Here is an 18228-nt window from a genome sequence, read left to right as displayed (position 1 = left end):
TGAGTTATCATGCGTTTTGACGATGAAAATTCCCATGAACAATATTGCCACTATTTCTCAATGAATCGATATAGTCGGCATACTACCGTAGTATTCGACTCCTCGTATTGAAAATGGATCTCCTATATGACATGGCTAAAGTTTTAGTGATTCATTGGATTATTCAACTTTGCAAAGTCGAATGGCGAAATCGTATGTTCCCGATTAGCATCCAAATAATCCGCCCACCACTGCACCATTAATCGGCGTTGATCTATATGTTCTGCCTTATGAATATAAGCAGCCCTCACTGAGTTACGTTCTTGGTGGCTCATTTGCCTTTCTACTGCATCCTTCGACCATAAACCTGATTCAACTAATGAACTACACGCCATCGTTCTAAAACCGTGCCCACAAATTTCAGTCTTCGTATCATAGCCCATGACTCGTAAGGCTTTATTGACGGTATTTTCACTCATGGGTTTAAAAGAATTATGAGCGCCCGTTAGGATCAATTCATGCTCACCTGTCCATGTCCAAATTTCTTTCAGTATAGTGATGGCTTGGTGGCTAAGGGGAACTAAATGCGGAGTGCGCATTTTAGCGCCTCTGTGAGAGAATTTAACGCCGGGTATAGGCTTTCGCTGAGCAGGAATAGTCCATAAGGCTTTATCGAAGTCAATTTCAGACCAACGCGCATAACGAAGTTCGCTTGACCTAATAAACACTAATAAATTTAACATCACGGCTAGGCGAGTGACGGGCTGCCCTTTATAAGCATCGATACGGGCAATGAGTTCAGGTAGACGATCAAGATTAAGAGCTGGACGGTGTTGGCGTTGTACAGTCGTTACAGCCCCTGCGGTATCAATAGCAGGGTTATAGCCAATAATACCGGATTGCACCGCATAACGCATGACAGCAGAAATACGTTGCTGTAAACGCGCAGCTATCTCATAAATCTCTTTACTTTCTGCTGCACGGATAGGAATAAGCAGGTCAGGGGTTTTGAGGGTAGTGATATCGCGTAATCCAATATAAGGAAAGACATGCGACTCCAAACTCTTTAAAACCTTTTCACTGTGTGATTCAGACCATTTTTTATTGCTGGCATGCCATTGTCTTGCGATGGTTTCAAAAGAGAGATTTGCATCAGAAGCTGCTTTAGCCACACGTTTTTGTTCGCACGGGTCAATACCGTCAGCAATCAATTTTCTTGCTTCATCACGTTTTAAACGCGCCTCTGATAAAGAGACATCAGGGTATAAACCCAATGCTAAGGTTTTCTCTTTACCTAAGTGGCGATAGCGTAATCGCCAGTACTTAGAACCATTAGTGTGAACCAATAAGTGCAATCCTGAACCATCGGTTAATTTATAGGATTTCACATCGGGTTTAGCCGCCCGAATTTTAGCGTCAGTCAGTGCCATAGTGAGCTTCCTGAAAGATAAAGTGGGTACAAAATTCTATCGAACTAGTGTATACCCGCAATTGTACCCACGCAATGGGGTTGATGTGGGTAGAATCGAGTAGAATTCAGTTGAGTTGAAACTTTGGGAGAGTGTTGATTTTAGCGGGCTTTACAAACAAAAACAGACGTCGGTTGACGTCTGTTGATAATAAGGTGGTGCCCGGACTCGGAATCGAACCAAGGACACGGGGATTTTCAATCCCCTGCTCTACCGACTGAGCTATCCGGGCAACGAGGCGTATTAAACCTGATTTCACAGTTGGAGTCAAGGAACATTCGAAAAACTTTATTTCGTATGCGCTTTTTTTCAACAGGTTAGCTGATTATTGAACAGTAAGGCTAATAAAAAGACGATAAAATAAAAAACACTCGCCAGTTATATACTGAAACGAGTGCTTTTTGTACTAATATTAATCGCCTTTAGAGACGGTAATTCTTCTGAGCCTTATCGACTTTTATCAGATAATTACGCGATTCGGCAGCAGGATGCTTTGTTGATAGCGTTTGATAAACTTCGCCAGGGGCGAGCTGATTGATCTTCTGTGCAGCCACTTTTTTATCGCTGTGGAAGACTCTAAGGACGCTACCAGCACCACCGTTATAAGCGGTTATTACGGCATAACGGCGTGACACTGGGTTTTGAATATCACCTAAATAGCTATTTTGTAAAATTGCCAAATAAGCAGTTCCCGTATCAATATTTTTTTCAGGATCGAAAAGGTAACTACGGCTCGGAACCCCTGACTTACCTTGCGAACGGAAAACATCTTTACCCGCGGTATTTGGCATGATTTGCATCAAGCCTAACGCATCGGAACGACTTACCGCGTAGGGGTTAAAGCTCGATTCGATTTGCATAATGGCTAAAATAAGTGACTCATCAACCCCATATTTAGCCGATGCCTTCCTGATAAAAGGAAGGTACTTATGAGCGCGTTTATCAAGGTGGTTAGGAACCAGTTGCATGGTCACAGACCAAATGACATTCATACCTGATTGCCGGCGCTGCAACTTATTATTAACAAGGTATTCAGCGTATTTATTTGCGCGCCATTCCCAACGAATGGGTTCACCTGTGTTATCTAATACCTGCCCAAATAGAAAAGGCTCTTGGCTGTGAGGTATATCATTAATATCAGAATACAAATCGATAGAATTTGGGTCATCACCCATTAATAGGGTAGTGATGATAGCCTTTTTCAAATGTTCTGAAGGCTCTACGGCGGAGATGGTTTCTACTGTAATCGTCCCAGCATCAAAGTTGATATGACTACGGGTACGATACTCATCGGTATACTTAACATAATCTTTAGGGCCTGCAATGAGAACTTCTTTGATCCCCCAGATATTTTCGATATTGTGGGCAAATTGCCCCATAAGGATATCGAACCCATTGGTGTCTTTCACATAGTTAGGATTAAAATCAGACTCTTTATTGCTGGAGCAGGAGATAAGAAGAGGCACCAGCAGCGTTAAGGCTAACAGTTTTTTCATACATTCCACAGTATTCAAGCTCATGGTCTACCTAAGATAGGTAGACCAATCAATTATTTTTCAGGTGTGTAGCCGTCGATATGAATATCGTGTCCCTCAAATAGGAACTTAACCATTTCTTGCTCTAGCATTTTACGGTCATCAGGGTTCATGGTATTGAGCTTTTTCTCATTAATCAGCATGGTTTGTTTTGCCATCCACTGACCCCAAGCCTCTTTCGAAATCTCATTAAAAATGCGCTTTCCTAGCTCACCCGGATAGAGCTGAAAATCTTGCCCCTCAGCGTCACGTTGTAAAAAAGTACAAAAAATTGTTTTACTCATTATTTTTTCCTCAGAATATCAGGCGGCACGGCAAGCTGTTGAAGTAAGCTTTCAACCGGCGCAGCGAGGCCGATTGTTGCACCGAGATTTAAGTTATACCAAAGTCCTTTACCTTCATCCATGGCTGAAGTAAATGCCTGAATATTAACTTTAACAGGAATAATATCCAGATGAAAATGGCTGAATGTGTGGCGAAACGCAATTAATTGTTCTGGCGTATCATGTTGAATACCGGATTGAGAAAGCCACGCATTCATTTGCTCTTGGGTTTCAAATTGAGGGAAGGCAAATAGCCCTCCCCAAATACCTGAAGGTGGTCGCTGTTCAAGCCAAACGAGATCGCCTTGCTGCATAATTAGAAACCAAGCTGTCTTTTCAGGGATCTTTTGTTTCGGCTTTTTACCGGGGTAATCCTGCCATGAGTGGTTAGCATAGGCTATGCAACCTAAATGCAGGGGGCAAAGTTCGCATTTCGGTTTACTACGGGTGCATACCATAGCACCTAAATCCATCATAGCCTGATTAAAGAACTGGACGCCTTCTTTAGGGGTAACCTCAGTACTGATATCCCATAAGCGATTTTCGACCTCTTTTTTCCCTGGCCATCCTTCGATGGCATAGCAGCGAGCGAGCACGCGTTTAACATTACCATCTAATATTGGATAGTGCTGTTGTTGTGATAACGACAAAATAGCGCCTGCTGTAGAGCGACCAACACCAGGAAGGGCCACAACATCATCGAATGTAGTTGGAAACTGCCCATTGAAACGTTCTGCTATGACTTTTGCGGCCTTATGCAAATTGCGAGCGCGTGCGTAATAGCCCAGCCCCGTCCATAGATGTAATACTTCATCTAAGGGGGCATTCGCGAGGTCTTTTACATCGGGAAAACGGCGAATAAATTTTTCGAAATAGGGAATAACCGTACTGACTTGAGTTTGTTGTAGCATGACTTCCGAGAGCCAGACATGGTATGACGTTTTTTCTTTTTGCCACGGCAAAGTTTTCCGGCCATATTGGTGATACCAATTAAGCACGGCGAGCGAAAATTGTTGAGCTTCCATTGAGTATATTATTTTTATCGGTAATTCTATTAAAATCAGAGATAGTCAGGATTGCAACATAGACCGGACAAGCTGTAAACCGCTTATTGTGTGCTGGAGTGTAAAGTTATCCAATTTTCACCTGCAACCTTGGATGAGTTTTGATAAACTCCCTGCACTTTCATGTGAAGTTTGTATTATTAATCGTTTTACTAACTTGTTGAAAATAGTCGGCAAGGGTAGTCATTTTCGCTTATTTACTTGATTAGGCAATCAATTCGTAGAATTTTTATATTATGATCAATAACGTCATCTCCCCAGAATATAATGAAGAAGGGCGGGTTATGCGCCGCGTTCGCAGCTTTGTCCGTCGTCAAGGACGTTTGACGCAACGCCAAGAAGATGCGCTACAAAGTGAATGGGCAACGATGGGGATCGATTTTGTTGCACAGCCTTTAGATTTTGCCGCAATTTTTAATAACCAAAATCCTGTTGTACTTGAGATAGGGTTTGGTATGGGGGCCTCTTTAGTCACAATGGCCTCACAAAATCCTGAAAAAAACTTTCTAGGGATTGAAGTCCATGCGCCTGGTGTTGGAGCATGCCTTGCTTCCGCAAAAGAAGAAAATGTGACAAATTTACGTGTCATGTGTCATGACGCAATTGAAGTGTTGGACCGTATGATCCCCGATGAAAGTTTATCTATGGTTCAGCTATTTTTCCCAGATCCATGGCATAAGGCAAAACATAACAAGCGCCGTATTGTGCAAGGGCCTTTTGCCGATAAAATTCGCGCTAAACTGGTGAAGGGCGGTGTTTTTCATATGGCGACGGATTGGGAGCCATATGCGGAACATATGTTGGAAGTGATGAGCCATGCAGATGGGTATAAAAACTTATCTGCATCAGGGGATTATGTACCTCGGCCTGAAACACGACCTGAAACAAAATTTGAAAAACGCGGCCAGCGGTTGGGGCACGGTGTATGGGATTTAATGTTTGAGAGGACAAAATAATGGCTAAGCAACAACGCAGTCGTCGTTTACGTAAAAAACTACGTATTGATGAATTCCAAGAGTTAGGGTTCATTGTAAAATGGAGCTTTGAAGAAGGTACGCCTATCGAAGAAGTCGATCGTACCGTTGATGCATTGATTGCTGAAGCAATTGAACCTAATGGCTTAGCGTTTGAAGCAAGTGGTTATATGAGCTGGGAAGGTATTGTTTGCCTGCAAAAAATCGGTAAATGTACTGAAGAACACCGTACCATTGTCGAAAACTGGCTAAAATCAAAAGGCATGAAAGATATCGTTGTTTCAGAGCTATTTGATGTTTGGTGGGAATAATTTCTTAAGTCGGTAATCGATTTATTGGGTTTCTTATTTGTTTTACGAACTCTAATGGTCATTACGACCAAAGGCATCCTTTTAGGATGCCTTTGTTTTCTGGAGTGAAGTACAGTGAGCCGTCTATTTTCTAATCAACTACTAAACGATATCTTAGACCAAGTACGGCCTTTAATTGGTCAAGGCGCGGTCGCAGATTATATTCCTGCTCTCGCGAATGTCCCTCCTCATCAATTGGGGATTGCGGTGCATACTGCTGACGGTGAAATTTTTATGGCGGGAGATGCTCAGACACGTTTTTCTATCCAATCAATTTCAAAAGTACTGAGCCTGACCTTAGCGATGACGCGTTATGAAGAAGATGAAATTTGGCGACGCGTCGGGAAAGAGCCATCAGGATTACCATTTAACTCCTTGATCCAGCTTGAAATGGAAAAAGGTATTCCGCGTAACCCTTTTATTAATGCGGGAGCGATTGTGATTACAGATATGCTGCAATCACGTTTAAGTGCGCCCAAGCAACGCATGCTAGAGTTTGTCCGAAAACTTGCTTGCGAGCCAGATATTAGCTACGACATTGCGGTTGCGCGTTCGGAACTTGAACATGCCAGCCGTAATGCCGCCATTGCCTTTTTGATGAAATCATTTGGTAATTTTGAGAATAATGTCCTTACAGTTCTCGAAACTTACTTTCATTATTGTTCTCTAAGTATGAGCTGTGTAGAGCTGGCACGCTGCTTCTCTTACTTAACATCACAAGGGATGTCATCTTGCTCTATCGACCCTATTATTACGCCACTACAGTCGCGGCAAATTAATGCCTTAATGATGACTTGTGGGATGTATGATGGTTCTGGTGAATTTGCCTTTCGTATTGGCATGCCTGGTAAATCAGGGGTTGGCGGTGGGATCGTTTGTGTCGTACCGAACCAGTTTTCTGTTGCGGTATGGGCACCTGAATTAGATTCGGCGGGGAACTCGCTGGTGGGTTGCGCAGCTCTTGAATTATTATCAAAACGCATTGGTCGTTCGGTGTTTTAGATATCATCAATCGGTAAAACGATCTAATAGGAGTTACTATGTTACGCCGTACTTTAATTGTTCTTTCTTTATTGGCTAGTGCAGGCACTCAGGCCGCAGATTATAAATGTTCAGTGACGCCTAAAGACGATATCTTTCTGACCCCAGCAAGTGTTCAAGTGGTTGGGCGCAGTGGCGACTTGAATATTACGCCTAATGGTGATGTGACTCTTAATGGCAAAAAAATTGAGGTAACCGAGCAGCAAAGGCAGCAAGCTGTTCGTTATCAAGCCGCTATCCGTAATGATATTCCATGGATCAAATTGGAAACCCAAAATAAATTATCGGCCTCGAAAAATACCCTTGATAAAGTGGTGATCCGAGTAATCGGTAATGATAGCAATGTACGTAAACGCTTAACAAAGTTAGAAAGTGACCTTAATGGTCAGATCAATCAAGTCATAGAGACACGCCCTGATGGTTATGCTTTCCATCACCAAGCAATGAGCAAAGTTGAAACGCAAGGGCGTCAATTGGTCAATGAGAGTCTAGGTGGTATATTACAGGACAGTATTAATGAAATGGGGCGTAAGCAACTGCTCTCTGGCGGTGATAGCAGTAAAGCGCTGCAAGGTCTTTTAGGGAATTTAGGTGGGCTTCAGCAAGACCTCGAAGCTGAGTGGAAAAAACAAGAAAATAGCTTCCAACAGTTTGGTCAACAAGTGTGTGGTAAAGTGACTTCCCTTGAACAGCAACGTATTTCATTAATGAATTCACTGAAGTAAGAGATATTCTCTTCTTTTTTAAGAGGCAGAGGCCTATTTTGGGCTCTGCCTCTTTGTTATTTAGCACAGCAAAAATGTGATGTTTTTATCAATAATAATAATCAAAATGAAATTGATTCTTATTTGATTGACTTATTAATGGCTCACTCTAGAATGCAAGTTTGGTTTAGTGACTAACTGGTATTGTTTAATATGAAAAAATTCATTCCTGCTGTACTTGTTTCCTTACTCTCTTTTTCCGCGCCATATGCACTGAGTGCTGAATCAGCGGCATTTACCCCTAACGCCGTCATTGCACAAGGCACTGAAAAAGTGAATATCAAACATTTGTCAGGTGAGACTGAAGTGAATAAGGCTCCACAGAAAGTGGTTTTATTCGACTTTGGTGTTTATGATTCAATGCAAAAATTAGGGCTTGGCGATAAGGTCGTTGCGCTGCCAATGGGCAATGCGCCTGCTTACATTAAAGGCAATATTGCTGCTAATGTGCAAAATGCAGGTGGAATGAAACAGCCTGATCTTGCAAAAATTGCAGAATTAAAGCCTGATCTGATCGTGATCACTGGTCGCCAAGGTAAGTCTTATGATGAACTATCTAAAATTGCTCCAACCATTAATTTAGGTACAAATAGCCAGCATTACATTGATTCAGTGAAAGCGAATATCAATTTAATCGGTGAGCTGTATGGCAATCAAAAATCGGTAGAAGAGCAACTGGCTCAGTTGGATAAATCTATTGCGGTAGCCCAAGAAAAAGCGAAAAAATCACAGTCTAAAGTGTTAGTTCTGCTGCATAACGATGGCAAATTGATCCCAAATAACCAAAGTGTTGTTTATGATGTTGTTAAAGCACAACGCGCAGAGTTACCAGAGCCAGCAGAAGCGGATAAGTCTAAGCGCCGTGTCGTTGATACGAAAACCATCGCACAGGCAGATCCCGATGTGATTTTAATCGTGGATCGCAGTGAAGCGATCGGGGCAGGTAAGCTGGATAAAACCGTTTTCGAAGATCAAAATATTCAAGAAACGAAAGCCTACAAAAATGGCAAAATCACATACTTGCAGTCTGATTTATGGTATTTGTCAGGTGGTGGTTTAGTGAGTCTAACAGAACAAGTTGATGCAGTCGCTAAAGCACTATAAGTGATCTAAAAAAGCCCGCACCAGTTAAAAGCGCCCAATTTTATGGGGCACTTTAATCCGCGGGCTTTTGTGATTTATGGGGCGGGATAGGGATATTTTTATTGCAAAAATAAATTACTCTTCATCAAGAAAAAGCTCTAGTAATGAGTTTAAGAATAATTTGCCATGTTTGGTAATTTGCCACTCATGCTCATTTTCAGTGATATAGCCTTTATTTAGCGCTTCATTAAGTGAGTCTCTTACCACCGATTCAGGCAACCCCGTATAGTCACTAAATTCTTTTCGGGGCATTGGCTCCAATAACCGAAAGCGGTTCATAAAATATTCGAACGGCCTATCTTGGGCATCGACATCGTAAGATTTTTGCAAATAGCGCCCCTCCATATAACCACGAGGATGCTTAGTCTTGATGGTACGCATAATACGTCCATCAGTGAATGAGATCTTACCATGAGCGCCACAGCCGATACCGAGATAATCACCAAAACGCCAATAGTTGAGGTTATGTTCACATTGAAAACCAGGCTTAGCATAAGCCGATGTTTCATATTGCTGATAACCTGCCGCAGTGAGCAGCTTATGCCCTTCGGAATAAATTTCCCATAATGTATCATCATCGGGCAGGGTCGGAGGGCGCGAGCCAAATTGTGTATTAGGCTCGATAGTCAATTGATACCAAGATAAATGGGGAGGGGAAAGCGCAATTGCTTGGCGCAAGTCAGATAACCCTTCATCACGAGTTTGTGAAGGCAAGCCATGCATCAAGTCTAAGTTAAAACTACGTAAATTAAGCTGTGTCGCAAGCTTCGCAGCCCGTTTCGCTTCTTCAGCGCCGTGGATGCGGCCAAGAGTAATCAATTTGTCATCGCCAAAGCTCTGTACACCAATAGAGATCCGGTTAATCCCTGCTTTTTGGTAGCCTGAAAAACGATCGGCTTCCACAGTACCCGGGTTAGCTTCCATCGTGATTTCAGCTTGTGGGTCAAGATGAATTCGTTGACGTACACCATCCATCAGCGCTTGCATGGATTCCGCACTTAATAAGCTTGGTGTACCTCCACCAATAAATAGTGTTTTGATGGCGCGATCACCGATGAATTTCGCATCAATCTCTAAGTCGTGCAACAGGTGCTCAACATACTCTCGCTGGGGGATATCACCTTTAAGAGTATGCGAATTGAAATCACAATATGGGCACTTTTGTACACACCAAGGAATATGGATATATAGGCTTAGAGGTGGCAACTTAAGCATTCTTGAGTGCATCCAATAGCATTGCTAAGGCTTTGCCTCGATGTGAAATCGCTTGTTTTTCTGATTTCGTCAGCTCAGCAGAGGTACAATTCAGTTCTGGCACATAAAAAATAGGATCATAACCAAAACCGCCTTGCCCACTTGGTTCATGAGTGATGATGCCATGCCAGCGTCCATGGAAAACCAAAGGTGTTGGGTCTTCTGCATGGCGTAAGTAAACCAACACACAGTTAAATTGTGCCTGACGTTCCCCATCAGGCACCGATTTCATCGCATCGAGTAATTTATGCAGGTTTTGTTCATCCGTTGCTTCTTCACCAGCATAGCGAGCGGAATAGATCCCCGGAGCACCACCGAGTGCGTCAACGGAGATCCCTGAGTCATCCGCAATAGCAGGGAGACCAGTTTGCTGAGAAGCATGGCGAGCTTTTAAAATCGCATTTTCGATAAATGTTAATCCTGTTTCCTCGGCAGACTCAACACCGAGAGAAGTTTGGGCTACGATATCCATCCCAAAATCACGTAACAGGTCAGCAAGTTCATTGACTTTTCCCGGATTACCGGTAGCTAAAACAACCTTTTGCATTTTTAATCGCTCTTATTACATTACGCCAACAGCGTAGAGAATGCCTGTTAATGTTGGATCAATCATCAGTGAAATATCAGAACGTAGATAATTCAGCGCAATTAAGATGAACATGACAATCATTGCTGAGAAATCAAGCCCACCCATAGCAGGGATAATGCGACGGATTGGCGCCATTAATGGTTCTGTTAATTGATATAACAAATAGTCGACAGGATTACGGCCTTGGCTAATCCAGCTCATGATCGCTCTAATCAATATCATCCAGAAAATTAATTTTCCGGCATAGGTTAGTAACAGAATAATACTGATTGGAATAACACTAAAACTGAGAAGGGCCAATGTATGGGTGATCCACAAGCTAAAGACAATAGCAACAAGTGATAAGATAAATGCGATAGTAACTGTTGCTGTATCAATAGGCCCGATAGAAGGGATAACACGGCGTAATGGTGTAATAACAGGTTTCGTGGCTTTTACCACGAACACGGAGAAGGGGTTATAGTAATCTGCACGTACCCACTGCATCCAGACTCGTAGCAGTAAGATAAAAATATAAAGTTGAATAATGGTTGTAACGACAAAAAGTAAAGTCTGCATGTCTCGTCCCGCTGTTAATTAAAAAAGTTTTTCCATCTCTTCTGCCCGAGTGATAGCACGTTGCATCGCTTTTGCTACCATTTGCGGAAGACCACTATCGTAAAATTGCGCTAATGCCATCGCTGTCGTTCCTCCCTTAGAAGTCACTTGTTCGCGCAATGTGGAAAATGGGGTGTCGCCTTGTGATTTCGACAACGCAACAGCACCTTCCGCGGCATTTAAGACCAATTGACGGGCTTGATCGGGCGTATAGCCTAGTTTCTCGGCTTCTTGCTGCATGGATTCCATAAATAAGAAGAAGTAAGCAGGAGAGCTTCCAGTAATCGCAATAATATTATTGATCTCTTGCTCGTTTTCGCACCAAATTGTCGAGCCAACACTTTGCATCAATTGCTCTGCAAATTGTTTGTCTTCGGCGTTAATACTCTCTTCTGCGAATAAACCACTCACGCCTTTACCGACGAGTGATGGCGTATTTGGCATGATACGAACCAACTGCAATGGTTGGGCTAAATAATCGGCATAGCGGTGAGCGGGGATACCCGCAGCAATGGTCAATACCAGTTTTTTACTGAAATCCACGGCATGCTGTAAAGGTTGACACACCTCTTCCATCATTTGTGGTTTTACAGCAAGTACAATCACATCGGCGTGTTGCACAGCGGATACATTATCACTACTGCTGATAACGCCATATTGTTCGGCGATTTTTTCTCGGCGAACAGGGGTTGGCGAACAGACGGTGATCATTGAGGCGGGGTAACCGTGGCTAACAAGCCCTGCAATAATAGCATGGGCCATATTTCCGGCACCTATAAATGCAATTTTGCGATGTTGCATGTTGTACTCCTTATGATTTGTGATAGTCACGGGCACCAAAAATAGCCGTTCCGATACGAACGAGGGTCGACCCACAATGAATGGCAGCAGCCATATCATCGGTCATCCCCATAGATAGGGTGTCGACGCTAGGGTAGTGTGTTTGTAACTGTTGATAGGCTTGCTCCATTTTGCGAAAAGCTTCGCATTGGCGCTGGTAGTCGCTTTCCGGTGCTGGAATGGTCATCAAACCACGAAAAACTAGGTTAGGCATTTGGCTAACTTGTTTTGCTAGCTCATCAAGCTCTTCAAGTTTTATGCCTGACTTACTGTTTTCATCACTGATATTTATTTGGATCAGCACATTTAGCGGTGCTTTGTTGCTTGGACGCTGATCATTTAGACGTTGGGCGATTTTTTGCCGATCCAGCGTATGGAACCAGTCAAAATGCTCGGCGACAAGACGGCTTTTGTTTGATTGTAATGGGCCAATAAAATGCCAAACCAGATCTTGCCTATCCGCGAAAAACTGAATTTTCTCAACGCCTTCCTGAACATAATTTTCACCGAATTGACGCTGTCCAGCCTCGATAGCCTCCAAGATAGCGTCACAAGGTTTGGTTTTACTTACTGCAAGTAGAGTGATGTCCTGTGCAGAGCGATGACATTCTGCTGCCGCTCGTTCAATACGCGCTTTTACATCAGAGATATTACGTTGAATGGTCATTATTCTGTTCAATTACGTTAGGTGGATAATCATAATGCCCATAGTGTAAAGCATATTGCTTGATAACGGCACCTTTGCATGTGTAGATTAAAAAAAATTACATTTCGGAAAACATTGTGCGGCTTAAAGGTGTTGCTCAAACCAACTTTCTAAGATCACGACAGCAGATGCTGAGTCTACTTTGCCTTTACTCAGTGCTCGGTAACCACCACGCTCAAATAATTCTGCTTTTGCGGCAACCGTGGATAGGCGTTCATCGTGTAGCTCGACTTTGACACCAAATCGCCCATGGATACGATTAGCAAAGTTACGCGCTTGGCTGGTGACAAGTTGTTCAGTGCCATCCATATTTAAAGGAAGGCCAACAATGACCAATTGAGGTTGCCACTCTTTTAGCAACTTTTCGATCTGTTGCCAATCAGGGCGGCCATCATTGGCTTTCAGTGAGGCGAGGGAGCGGGCTGTTCCTGTGATTTCTTGGCCAACAGCAACACCAATACTTTTCGTACCAAAATCAAATGCAAGAAGGGTTCTGCTAGACATCACGCGTGCCCTGCCTGCATGGAAATTGTATGGATATTCACGCCTAGAAGGTTAGCAGCAGCTTGCCAGCGATCTTTAATAGGGGTATCAAACACTAACTCTGGTGTGGCTTCTACCGTCAACCAACTATTTTCCATAATTTCATTTTCGAGTTGACCGGGCTCCCAGCTTGCATACCCCAGAGCGACTAATGATTGCATAGGCTGCTGGTCCTTGCCGAGTGTTTCTAAGATATCTTTAGAGGTCGTTACCATCATGTCATCATTGAGATGCAGACTTGAGGCAAAGCCTTTAATCGGCGTATGGAGGATAAAACCATGCTCTTCAGCAACAGGGCCACCAGCAATCACTGGTTTAGCAAGGTTGCTGGTATTGGTTGTTGAAACCGCTATCTCTAATTTCTCGAGCATGGTACTCACAGAAAAATCATCAATAGGTTTATTGATAACGATCCCCATAGCGCCTTTTTCATTGTGTTCACACACATAAACAACAGACTGCTCAAAATAGGGATCAGTAAGAGATGGCATTGCTATCAAAAAATGATTTTGTAAATTCATAATTTTTAGGCTCAGTGTAGTAAGTAACCTATTTTAATGATAAGAATTGCCTTTAAAGGTTGAGAAAAGGCACTTTAATGAGCCTTTTCTCATTACCAATACGCTATTTTTAGCGCTGAAGGCACTATTTTTTTATATCGCGCTCAATGGCATCCATCAACATACCCGTGATAGAAATATCGTAAGCGGCTTCAATTTCGCGGGCACAAGTTGGGCTAGTGACATTAATTTCAGTCAAACGATCGCCTATAATATCAAGCCCAACAAAGTATAAGCCTTTTGCTTTTAAAGTTGGGGCAACGGCGCGGGCAATTTCCCAATCGCTTTCACTTAATGGGCGAGCTTCTCCGCGACCACCTGCCGCCAAATTACCACGGGTTTCCCCCTGTGCTGGGATACGAGCTAGACAGTAAGGCACAGGCTCACCATCAACGACCAGTACACGTTTGTCACCATCTTTAATTGCTGGCAAATAGTTTTGTGCCATGCAGTAACGGCTAGCATGTTCGGTGAGCGTTTCGATAATAACCCCAACGTTAGGGTCGTCTTGCTTCAAACGGAAAATAGACGCTCCGCCCATTCCATCAAGTGGTTTAAAAATCACATCGCCATGCTTTTGGTGGAACTCACGTAGCTGTTTAGCGCTGCGCGTGACTAATGTGTGTGGTGTTAATTCAGGGAACCACGCTGTAAACAGTTTTTCATTGCAGTCGCGTAAACTTTGTGGCTTGTTGACGATCAGTGCGCCAGCCTGCTCAGCTCTTTCAAGAATATAAGTTGCATAGATAAACTCAGTGTCGAAAGGGGGGTCTTTACGCATTAAAATAGCGTCAAGATCACCGAGCGCGATATCTTGCTCAGATTTGAACTCATACCATTTGTTTGGGTTTTCTTCGACAGTGACGACTTTTGTCGTTGCGCGAGCTTCACCTTGATACAGATAGAGATCATTCATCTCCATATAATGGATTTCATAACCACGACGTTGAGCTTCCAGCATCATAGCAAAACTAGTATCTTTCTTGATTTTAATGGATGAAATAGGATCCATTACTATACCGAGCTTGATCATTTTTTCTCCTTAACCTAGGTCACCTAGGCGCACTTGCAGTGCGGTGATTGCAGTTAGCGCAGTCGTTTCTGTTCTTAACACTCTTGGCCCTAACAGAATATCAGTAAATTGATAATTAGCTGTCATGGCGATTTCTTCTTCACTTAGCCCACCTTCGGGGCCGATTAATAGCCGAACTTTATTTAATTCGGCAGGTAATGTATTGATACTTTGTGTTGCTCGTGGGTGTAAGTTGACCTTAAATGCCCCATCCTCCTCAGCACACCATGCTTCGAGTGACTGTACAGGACGAATTTGTGGGATCCGATTACGACCACACTGCTCACACGCAGCAATGGCAATCTTTTGCCATTGTTGTCGTTTTTTCTCTAACCTTTCAGGATCTAAACGAACACCACAGCGCTCAGAGAGTAAAGGGGTGATTGTATTAACACCTAGTTCCACCGATTTTTGGATAGTAAACTCCATTTTTTCACCACGCGACATGACTTGCCCAAGGTGTAAATCTAATGGCGATTCTCTATCATCAACATGGCTATCGATAATATTGACGGAGACTTTCTTTTTTGTCGCCTCTGATATTTCAGCGCAAAACACCTGATTACTGCCGTCAAATAATTCCAGTTTTTGGCCCGCAGTCATGCGAAGCACTCGCCCCACATGGTTGGCAGCATCATCGCCAAGAGCGATTGTAGTGTTAATTTGTAGTGGCTCAGGGTGATAAATGCGTGGAATGCGCATACAGTTTCCTTAAAAAGAACAAGGTTAAAAAAGAGCAATAGCAGATCAAAAATATGGGGATGCAATCGCCAAAATCAAGAGCTAGCTCAATTTTATAGTGGTTTATGGTTTTTTTGTAGTCTAGCCTGTGTGGTATTGGTGTGATGAATGATAATATATTATCAAATACGACAAAAAATCATCGCGGTTAAAACGATAAATTGTGTCGGAATTACTGTGTAGGGAAATAAATAGAGGTACGGTATATTTGTATATAACTCCATAATGGAATAAGGAGAATATATGATATTACCGATTGAAAGGATCTATCATAAAATTATCCATCATCTCTCTTTTTTATCTTTTAGTGATCTTAATAATTTTATTACTTCAACTTTTCCAATGCTAACAGTATGCCGAGGCAACTTAAGTTCAGGAAATGTAACTATCGATAATTCATACTGTTTTTTGGGGTGTGTATGTGGCTATAGGCTATTACTTATGGCTTTTATCATTGTTATATCAGCGAAAATTTCACAGTTGATGTTACAACATATTCCTAAAAAATATTTAAATAAAGATGGGATAAGGATAGGTTATAAATGGCTGGTACTTATTTATTCTCCTTTAATAATATTTAATTTCTCATTAAATGATGAATTAATTATTGTTATTTTATTTAGTATTTTCTTCAATTTAATAGTTTGTCTATTTATTATTGATATGAAAATAGGCTATTTACCAGACATACTTGTTTACCCACTATTATGGGTAGGGTTAGTGTATCAAGTGTGCTCTGAGCAAGGTAATGTGGTTTCGGCTATCTATGCGGTGAACACCAGTTACCTTTCCATCATGCTGTTAACGGTAATTATGGAGAAGATCCGCCAATCCCCGCAAATGGGGCGAGGGGATTTTAAACTGATTGCCGCATGTGCAGCTTGGCTCGGGCTTATGAATTTACCTCAGTTTTTTGCGTTAGCGGCGGGCATTGGCGGGCTTCACTATTGGGCCATTTATTTACGTCATCGGCACAAAGCTATCGCCCGTATCCCCTTTGGCCCAGCTATCATTTTGAGTGCAACTTATTGGTTATTTGCGCCATTGGTGTGTTTAGTGATGTTCAATGGCGCGATGTCGTAGCGCATCATTGATTGGCTGCTACTAGTGAATCCAAAAATTGTTGCCATTTTTGAGGATCACCTAAATAGTTTTGTAACGGTACGCGCAGCCACTTATGCTGCTGTTTTATGAGTAAGGTCGGGAAGCCGGAAGATCCGGATTGAGTCAGTAGCTGGCGGCTATAGTGAATATGGTGTTCAAGGTTATTCCCTCCTTGTTCGGCATAATCAAACTGGTATTGCTCGCTATCTAACCCGATTTCTTGTGCGATCGCTAATAAGACATTTGGGTTGCTGATATGACGACCAGAGACGTAATGAGCATGCTGAACTGCTTTTAACATCGCTAATGCTTTTTGTTGCTTTTCAGAAGCAAGAATGGCTTGTAAAGGTGGTGCTGAATCAAGAACAAGATTTGGCTCATCCAGCATTTTTAAATAGTCATCACCAAAAATTTGCCCTGTCATGGCGGCAATGCGTTTATCGGATTGTTTGATGTGCTCACGGAATTGATTATCCATATGAAGGCGTGATGCGCCTGCCAGCATGCCTCCGCCATGTAATTCTAACACAATGTCAGGGTGAGAATTGGCAATTTCAATCAATGGTGAAGCACCGTAACACCAGCCACATAAAGGGTCATAAATGTAATGTAAGGTGATTTTATTCATGATAGCTCCTTAACTATTCAGTGATTCAATTAGCCTATCCATTATAGGGATAGGCTAATTGAGATTATTTTATTGTGGCCACTGCATTTCGCCTTTAATGACTTTGGCACTTAGCTCTAAGCTCGATTTATCATCAAGATGAGGGTAAGCCTTCTCCATTTTGCTCGTAAGCTCTTTGGCATCCTTACTTTGTTCAGCCATGGCCTCAAAGGTATTCAAGTAATTTTGAGTAAAGGTAACAGAGCTAAGATCCATTTTTGATTTGCCAGTAAAGTGCCCAGGTACAACGGTTTTAGGTTGTAAAGCTTGAATGCTTTCTAAAGTTTGTTGCCAGTGTTGTCGCGATGATTGAGTTTGAGTATCTGCAATCCAAACATGGATATTATCAGAGACAACGACTCCCCCAACGACAGCTTTCAATGATGGAACCCAAACATAAGTACGCTCTGGAGCTGGACCATCACTTCCTTTAATAAAGAGAGTTTCACCATCGACAGTAAAACTATTGCCTTGTATCACATCGGGTACGATAAGTGTTGTTGGCGCTTCGTTTTTAAGCACTTCACCCCAATATGCCAACTTGCCATCTTTCGATGCTTTGATAGCTTCAACGGTTTCTTTCGTCGCTATCACCTTAGCTTTAGGAAATGCTTTCGTGATCGTATCTAATCCAAAATAATAATCGGGATCAGAATGGCTGATATAAATGGTTGTTAGGGTTTTATTGAGCGCTTTTATCTTTTTCACTAAGGCCTGCGCATCATTTTTTTGAAACTGTGCATCGATCAGCACAACTTCTTTATCACCGCTGATAATTTCAGAGGAAACGGGAAATACACTGTTATTTCCTGGATTATAGATATCTAATTTAAGCTCTGCTGCATGGGCAAATGTAGCGCTCATTGCAAGTAAAGTGGCGGCGGCGATAGCATGTTGTTTCATCATTAACTCC

General features: G+C 42.5%; 21 protein-coding genes and 1 tRNA gene. 6 read left to right on the top strand and 16 right to left on the bottom strand.

Features of this window, described 5'->3' with window-relative positions:
• Nucleotides 1-143 precede the first annotated feature (143 nt).
• The 5 genes from PSE69_RS16075 to mutY all read right to left on the bottom strand — a co-directional run bounded on the left by PSE69_RS16075 (nt 144) and on the right by mutY (nt 4331).
• Nucleotides 144-1409, bottom strand: a complete 1266-nt coding sequence (locus PSE69_RS16075) for a tyrosine-type recombinase/integrase (RefSeq protein WP_163762192.1) — start codon at nt 1407-1409, stop codon at nt 144-146.
• Between the two features lie 195 nt (nt 1410-1604).
• A tRNA-Phe gene (locus tag PSE69_RS16070) sits at nt 1605-1680 on the bottom strand.
• Nucleotides 1681-1870: 190 nt separating this feature from the next.
• Complete coding sequence (mltC, locus tag PSE69_RS16065) at nt 1871-2944, bottom strand: membrane-bound lytic murein transglycosylase MltC (RefSeq protein ID WP_004923287.1); 1074 nt, start codon at nt 2942-2944, stop codon at nt 1871-1873.
• A gap of 53 nt (nt 2945-2997) precedes the next feature.
• Nucleotides 2998-3267: an oxidative damage protection protein gene (locus tag PSE69_RS16060; protein WP_121875253.1), complete on the bottom strand. Its 270-nt coding sequence runs from the start codon at nt 3265-3267 to the stop codon at nt 2998-3000.
• Nucleotides 3267-4331 carry an A/G-specific adenine glycosylase gene (gene mutY, locus PSE69_RS16055; RefSeq protein WP_004923281.1) on the bottom strand — a complete coding sequence of 355 codons (1065 nt, stop codon included), beginning with the start codon at nt 4329-4331 and terminating at the stop codon, nt 3267-3269. Before mutY ends, PSE69_RS16060 begins: the two co-directional genes overlap by 1 nt.
• Nucleotides 4332-4606: 275 nt before the next feature.
• On the opposite strand from mutY, the gene trmB reads away from it, so the two are divergent.
• From trmB to PSE69_RS16030, 5 genes are all read left to right on the top strand, one after another.
• Nucleotides 4607-5326, top strand: coding sequence for a tRNA (guanosine(46)-N7)-methyltransferase TrmB (trmB, locus tag PSE69_RS16050; RefSeq protein WP_004923278.1), 720 nt, complete (start codon nt 4607-4609; stop codon nt 5324-5326).
• The gene (locus PSE69_RS16045) at nt 5326-5655 is read left to right on the top strand and encodes a YggL family protein (RefSeq protein ID WP_004923275.1); all 330 of its coding nucleotides are present in this window, start codon (nt 5326-5328) and stop codon (nt 5653-5655) included. Before trmB ends, PSE69_RS16045 begins: the two co-directional genes overlap by 1 nt.
• Nucleotides 5656-5769: 114 nt before the next feature.
• A complete protein-coding gene (gene glsB, locus PSE69_RS16040) occupies nt 5770-6696 on the top strand; it encodes a glutaminase B (protein WP_040132879.1) in 927 nt (308 codons plus the stop codon).
• 38 nt (nt 6697-6734) lie between these two features.
• Nucleotides 6735-7460 (top strand): DUF2884 family protein, encoded by a 726-nt coding sequence (locus tag PSE69_RS16035; protein ID WP_014656683.1) that lies wholly within the window; start codon nt 6735-6737, stop codon nt 7458-7460.
• Nucleotides 7461-7652: 192 nt separating this feature from the next.
• The gene (locus tag PSE69_RS16030; RefSeq protein WP_014656682.1) at nt 7653-8603 is read left to right on the top strand and encodes a siderophore ABC transporter substrate-binding protein; all 951 of its coding nucleotides are present in this window, start codon (nt 7653-7655) and stop codon (nt 8601-8603) included.
• 114 nt (nt 8604-8717) lie between these two features.
• On the opposite strand, the gene hemW is transcribed toward PSE69_RS16030, so the two are convergent.
• From hemW to rsmE, 9 genes are all read right to left on the bottom strand, one after another.
• Nucleotides 8718-9857: a radical SAM family heme chaperone HemW gene (hemW, locus tag PSE69_RS16025; RefSeq protein WP_014656681.1), complete on the bottom strand. Its 1140-nt coding sequence runs from the start codon at nt 9855-9857 to the stop codon at nt 8718-8720.
• On the bottom strand, nt 9850-10443 hold the full coding sequence (rdgB, locus tag PSE69_RS16020; RefSeq protein WP_004923259.1) for an RdgB/HAM1 family non-canonical purine NTP pyrophosphatase: 594 nt from the start codon (nt 10441-10443) through the stop codon (nt 9850-9852). The genes hemW and rdgB overlap by 8 nt, the downstream gene beginning before the upstream one ends.
• 15 nt (nt 10444-10458) lie before the next feature.
• The gene (locus PSE69_RS16015) at nt 10459-11043 is read right to left on the bottom strand and encodes a YggT family protein (protein ID WP_004923256.1); all 585 of its coding nucleotides are present in this window, start codon (nt 11041-11043) and stop codon (nt 10459-10461) included.
• An 18-nt stretch (nt 11044-11061) separates the two neighbouring features.
• On the bottom strand, nt 11062-11883 hold the full coding sequence (proC, locus tag PSE69_RS16010; protein ID WP_014656680.1) for a pyrroline-5-carboxylate reductase: 822 nt from the start codon (nt 11881-11883) through the stop codon (nt 11062-11064).
• A 10-nt stretch (nt 11884-11893) separates the two neighbouring features.
• Nucleotides 11894-12589: a YggS family pyridoxal phosphate-dependent enzyme gene (locus PSE69_RS16005; RefSeq protein ID WP_014656679.1), complete on the bottom strand. Its 696-nt coding sequence runs from the start codon at nt 12587-12589 to the stop codon at nt 11894-11896.
• 123 nt (nt 12590-12712) lie between these two features.
• Nucleotides 12713-13132, bottom strand: a complete 420-nt coding sequence (ruvX, locus tag PSE69_RS16000; protein WP_004923249.1) for a Holliday junction resolvase RuvX — start codon at nt 13130-13132, stop codon at nt 12713-12715.
• Nucleotides 13132-13692 carry a YqgE/AlgH family protein gene (locus tag PSE69_RS15995; RefSeq protein ID WP_004923247.1) on the bottom strand — a complete coding sequence of 187 codons (561 nt, stop codon included), beginning with the start codon at nt 13690-13692 and terminating at the stop codon, nt 13132-13134. Before PSE69_RS15995 ends, ruvX begins: the two co-directional genes overlap by 1 nt.
• 124 nt (nt 13693-13816) lie before the next feature.
• The gene (gene gshB / locus PSE69_RS15990) at nt 13817-14764 is read right to left on the bottom strand and encodes a glutathione synthase (protein WP_036941552.1); all 948 of its coding nucleotides are present in this window, start codon (nt 14762-14764) and stop codon (nt 13817-13819) included.
• Nucleotides 14765-14773: 9 nt separating this feature from the next.
• Nucleotides 14774-15505, bottom strand: a complete 732-nt coding sequence (gene rsmE / locus PSE69_RS15985; RefSeq protein ID WP_004923239.1) for a 16S rRNA (uracil(1498)-N(3))-methyltransferase — start codon at nt 15503-15505, stop codon at nt 14774-14776.
• Between the two features lie 480 nt (nt 15506-15985).
• Here rsmE and PSE69_RS15980 point away from each other — a divergent pair, with 480 nt between their 5' ends.
• Nucleotides 15986-16627 carry a prepilin peptidase gene (locus PSE69_RS15980; RefSeq protein ID WP_154610431.1) on the top strand — a complete coding sequence of 214 codons (642 nt, stop codon included), beginning with the start codon at nt 15986-15988 and terminating at the stop codon, nt 16625-16627.
• A gap of 4 nt (nt 16628-16631) precedes the next feature.
• On the opposite strand, the gene PSE69_RS15975 is transcribed toward PSE69_RS15980, so the two are convergent.
• Both PSE69_RS15975 and PSE69_RS15970 read right to left on the bottom strand, forming a co-directional pair.
• On the bottom strand, nt 16632-17276 hold the full coding sequence (locus PSE69_RS15975) for a DsbA family protein (protein WP_036941549.1): 645 nt from the start codon (nt 17274-17276) through the stop codon (nt 16632-16634).
• Nucleotides 17277-17345: 69 nt separating this feature from the next.
• Complete coding sequence (locus PSE69_RS15970; protein ID WP_036941546.1) at nt 17346-18218, bottom strand: MBL fold metallo-hydrolase; 873 nt, start codon at nt 18216-18218, stop codon at nt 17346-17348.
• Nucleotides 18219-18228: the final 10 nt, after the last annotated feature.

It is taken from the genome of Providencia sp. PROV122, assembly GCF_028482365.1.
GTDB classification, from domain to species: Bacteria; Pseudomonadota; Gammaproteobacteria; order Enterobacterales; family Enterobacteriaceae; genus Providencia; species Providencia stuartii.
Note: the sequence above shows the minus strand (reverse complement) of the source record. Positions and strands in the feature narration are given on the sequence as shown.

What these genes read in the sequence shown, in the direction of transcription:
- PSE69_RS16075 (WP_163762192.1), bottom strand. Translation starts at nt 1,409, where the DNA reads ATGGCACTGACTGACGCTAAAATTCGGGCGGCTAAACCCGATGTGAAA.
- mltC (WP_004923287.1), bottom strand. Translation starts at nt 2,944, where the DNA reads ATGAAAAAACTGTTAGCCTTAACGCTGCTGGTGCCTCTTCTTATCTCC.
- PSE69_RS16060 (WP_121875253.1), bottom strand. Translation starts at nt 3,267, where the DNA reads ATGAGTAAAACAATTTTTTGTACTTTTTTACAACGTGACGCTGAGGGG.
- mutY (WP_004923281.1), bottom strand. Translation starts at nt 4,331, where the DNA reads ATGGAAGCTCAACAATTTTCGCTCGCCGTGCTTAATTGGTATCACCAA.
- trmB (WP_004923278.1), top strand. Translation starts at nt 4,607, where the DNA reads ATGATCAATAACGTCATCTCCCCAGAATATAATGAAGAAGGGCGGGTT.
- PSE69_RS16045 (WP_004923275.1), top strand. Translation starts at nt 5,326, where the DNA reads ATGGCTAAGCAACAACGCAGTCGTCGTTTACGTAAAAAACTACGTATT.
- PSE69_RS16035 (WP_014656683.1), top strand. Translation starts at nt 6,735, where the DNA reads ATGTTACGCCGTACTTTAATTGTTCTTTCTTTATTGGCTAGTGCAGGC.
- PSE69_RS16030 (WP_014656682.1), top strand. Translation starts at nt 7,653, where the DNA reads ATGAAAAAATTCATTCCTGCTGTACTTGTTTCCTTACTCTCTTTTTCC.
- hemW (WP_014656681.1), bottom strand. Translation starts at nt 9,857, where the DNA reads ATGCTTAAGTTGCCACCTCTAAGCCTATATATCCATATTCCTTGGTGT.
- rdgB (WP_004923259.1), bottom strand. Translation starts at nt 10,443, where the DNA reads ATGCAAAAGGTTGTTTTAGCTACCGGTAATCCGGGAAAAGTCAATGAA.
- PSE69_RS16015 (WP_004923256.1), bottom strand. Translation starts at nt 11,043, where the DNA reads ATGCAGACTTTACTTTTTGTCGTTACAACCATTATTCAACTTTATATT.
- proC (WP_014656680.1), bottom strand. Translation starts at nt 11,883, where the DNA reads ATGCAACATCGCAAAATTGCATTTATAGGTGCCGGAAATATGGCCCAT.
- PSE69_RS16005 (WP_014656679.1), bottom strand. Translation starts at nt 12,589, where the DNA reads ATGACCATTCAACGTAATATCTCTGATGTAAAAGCGCGTATTGAACGA.
- ruvX (WP_004923249.1), bottom strand. Translation starts at nt 13,132, where the DNA reads ATGTCTAGCAGAACCCTTCTTGCATTTGATTTTGGTACGAAAAGTATT.
- PSE69_RS15995 (WP_004923247.1), bottom strand. Translation starts at nt 13,692, where the DNA reads ATGAATTTACAAAATCATTTTTTGATAGCAATGCCATCTCTTACTGAT.
- gshB (WP_036941552.1), bottom strand. Translation starts at nt 14,764, where the DNA reads ATGATCAAGCTCGGTATAGTAATGGATCCTATTTCATCCATTAAAATC.
- rsmE (WP_004923239.1), bottom strand. Translation starts at nt 15,505, where the DNA reads ATGCGCATTCCACGCATTTATCACCCTGAGCCACTACAAATTAACACT.
- PSE69_RS15980 (WP_154610431.1), top strand. Translation starts at nt 15,986, where the DNA reads ATGGCTTTTATCATTGTTATATCAGCGAAAATTTCACAGTTGATGTTA.
- PSE69_RS15975 (WP_036941549.1), bottom strand. Translation starts at nt 17,276, where the DNA reads ATGAATAAAATCACCTTACATTACATTTATGACCCTTTATGTGGCTGG.
- PSE69_RS15970 (WP_036941546.1), bottom strand. Translation starts at nt 18,218, where the DNA reads ATGAAACAACATGCTATCGCCGCCGCCACTTTACTTGCAATGAGCGCT.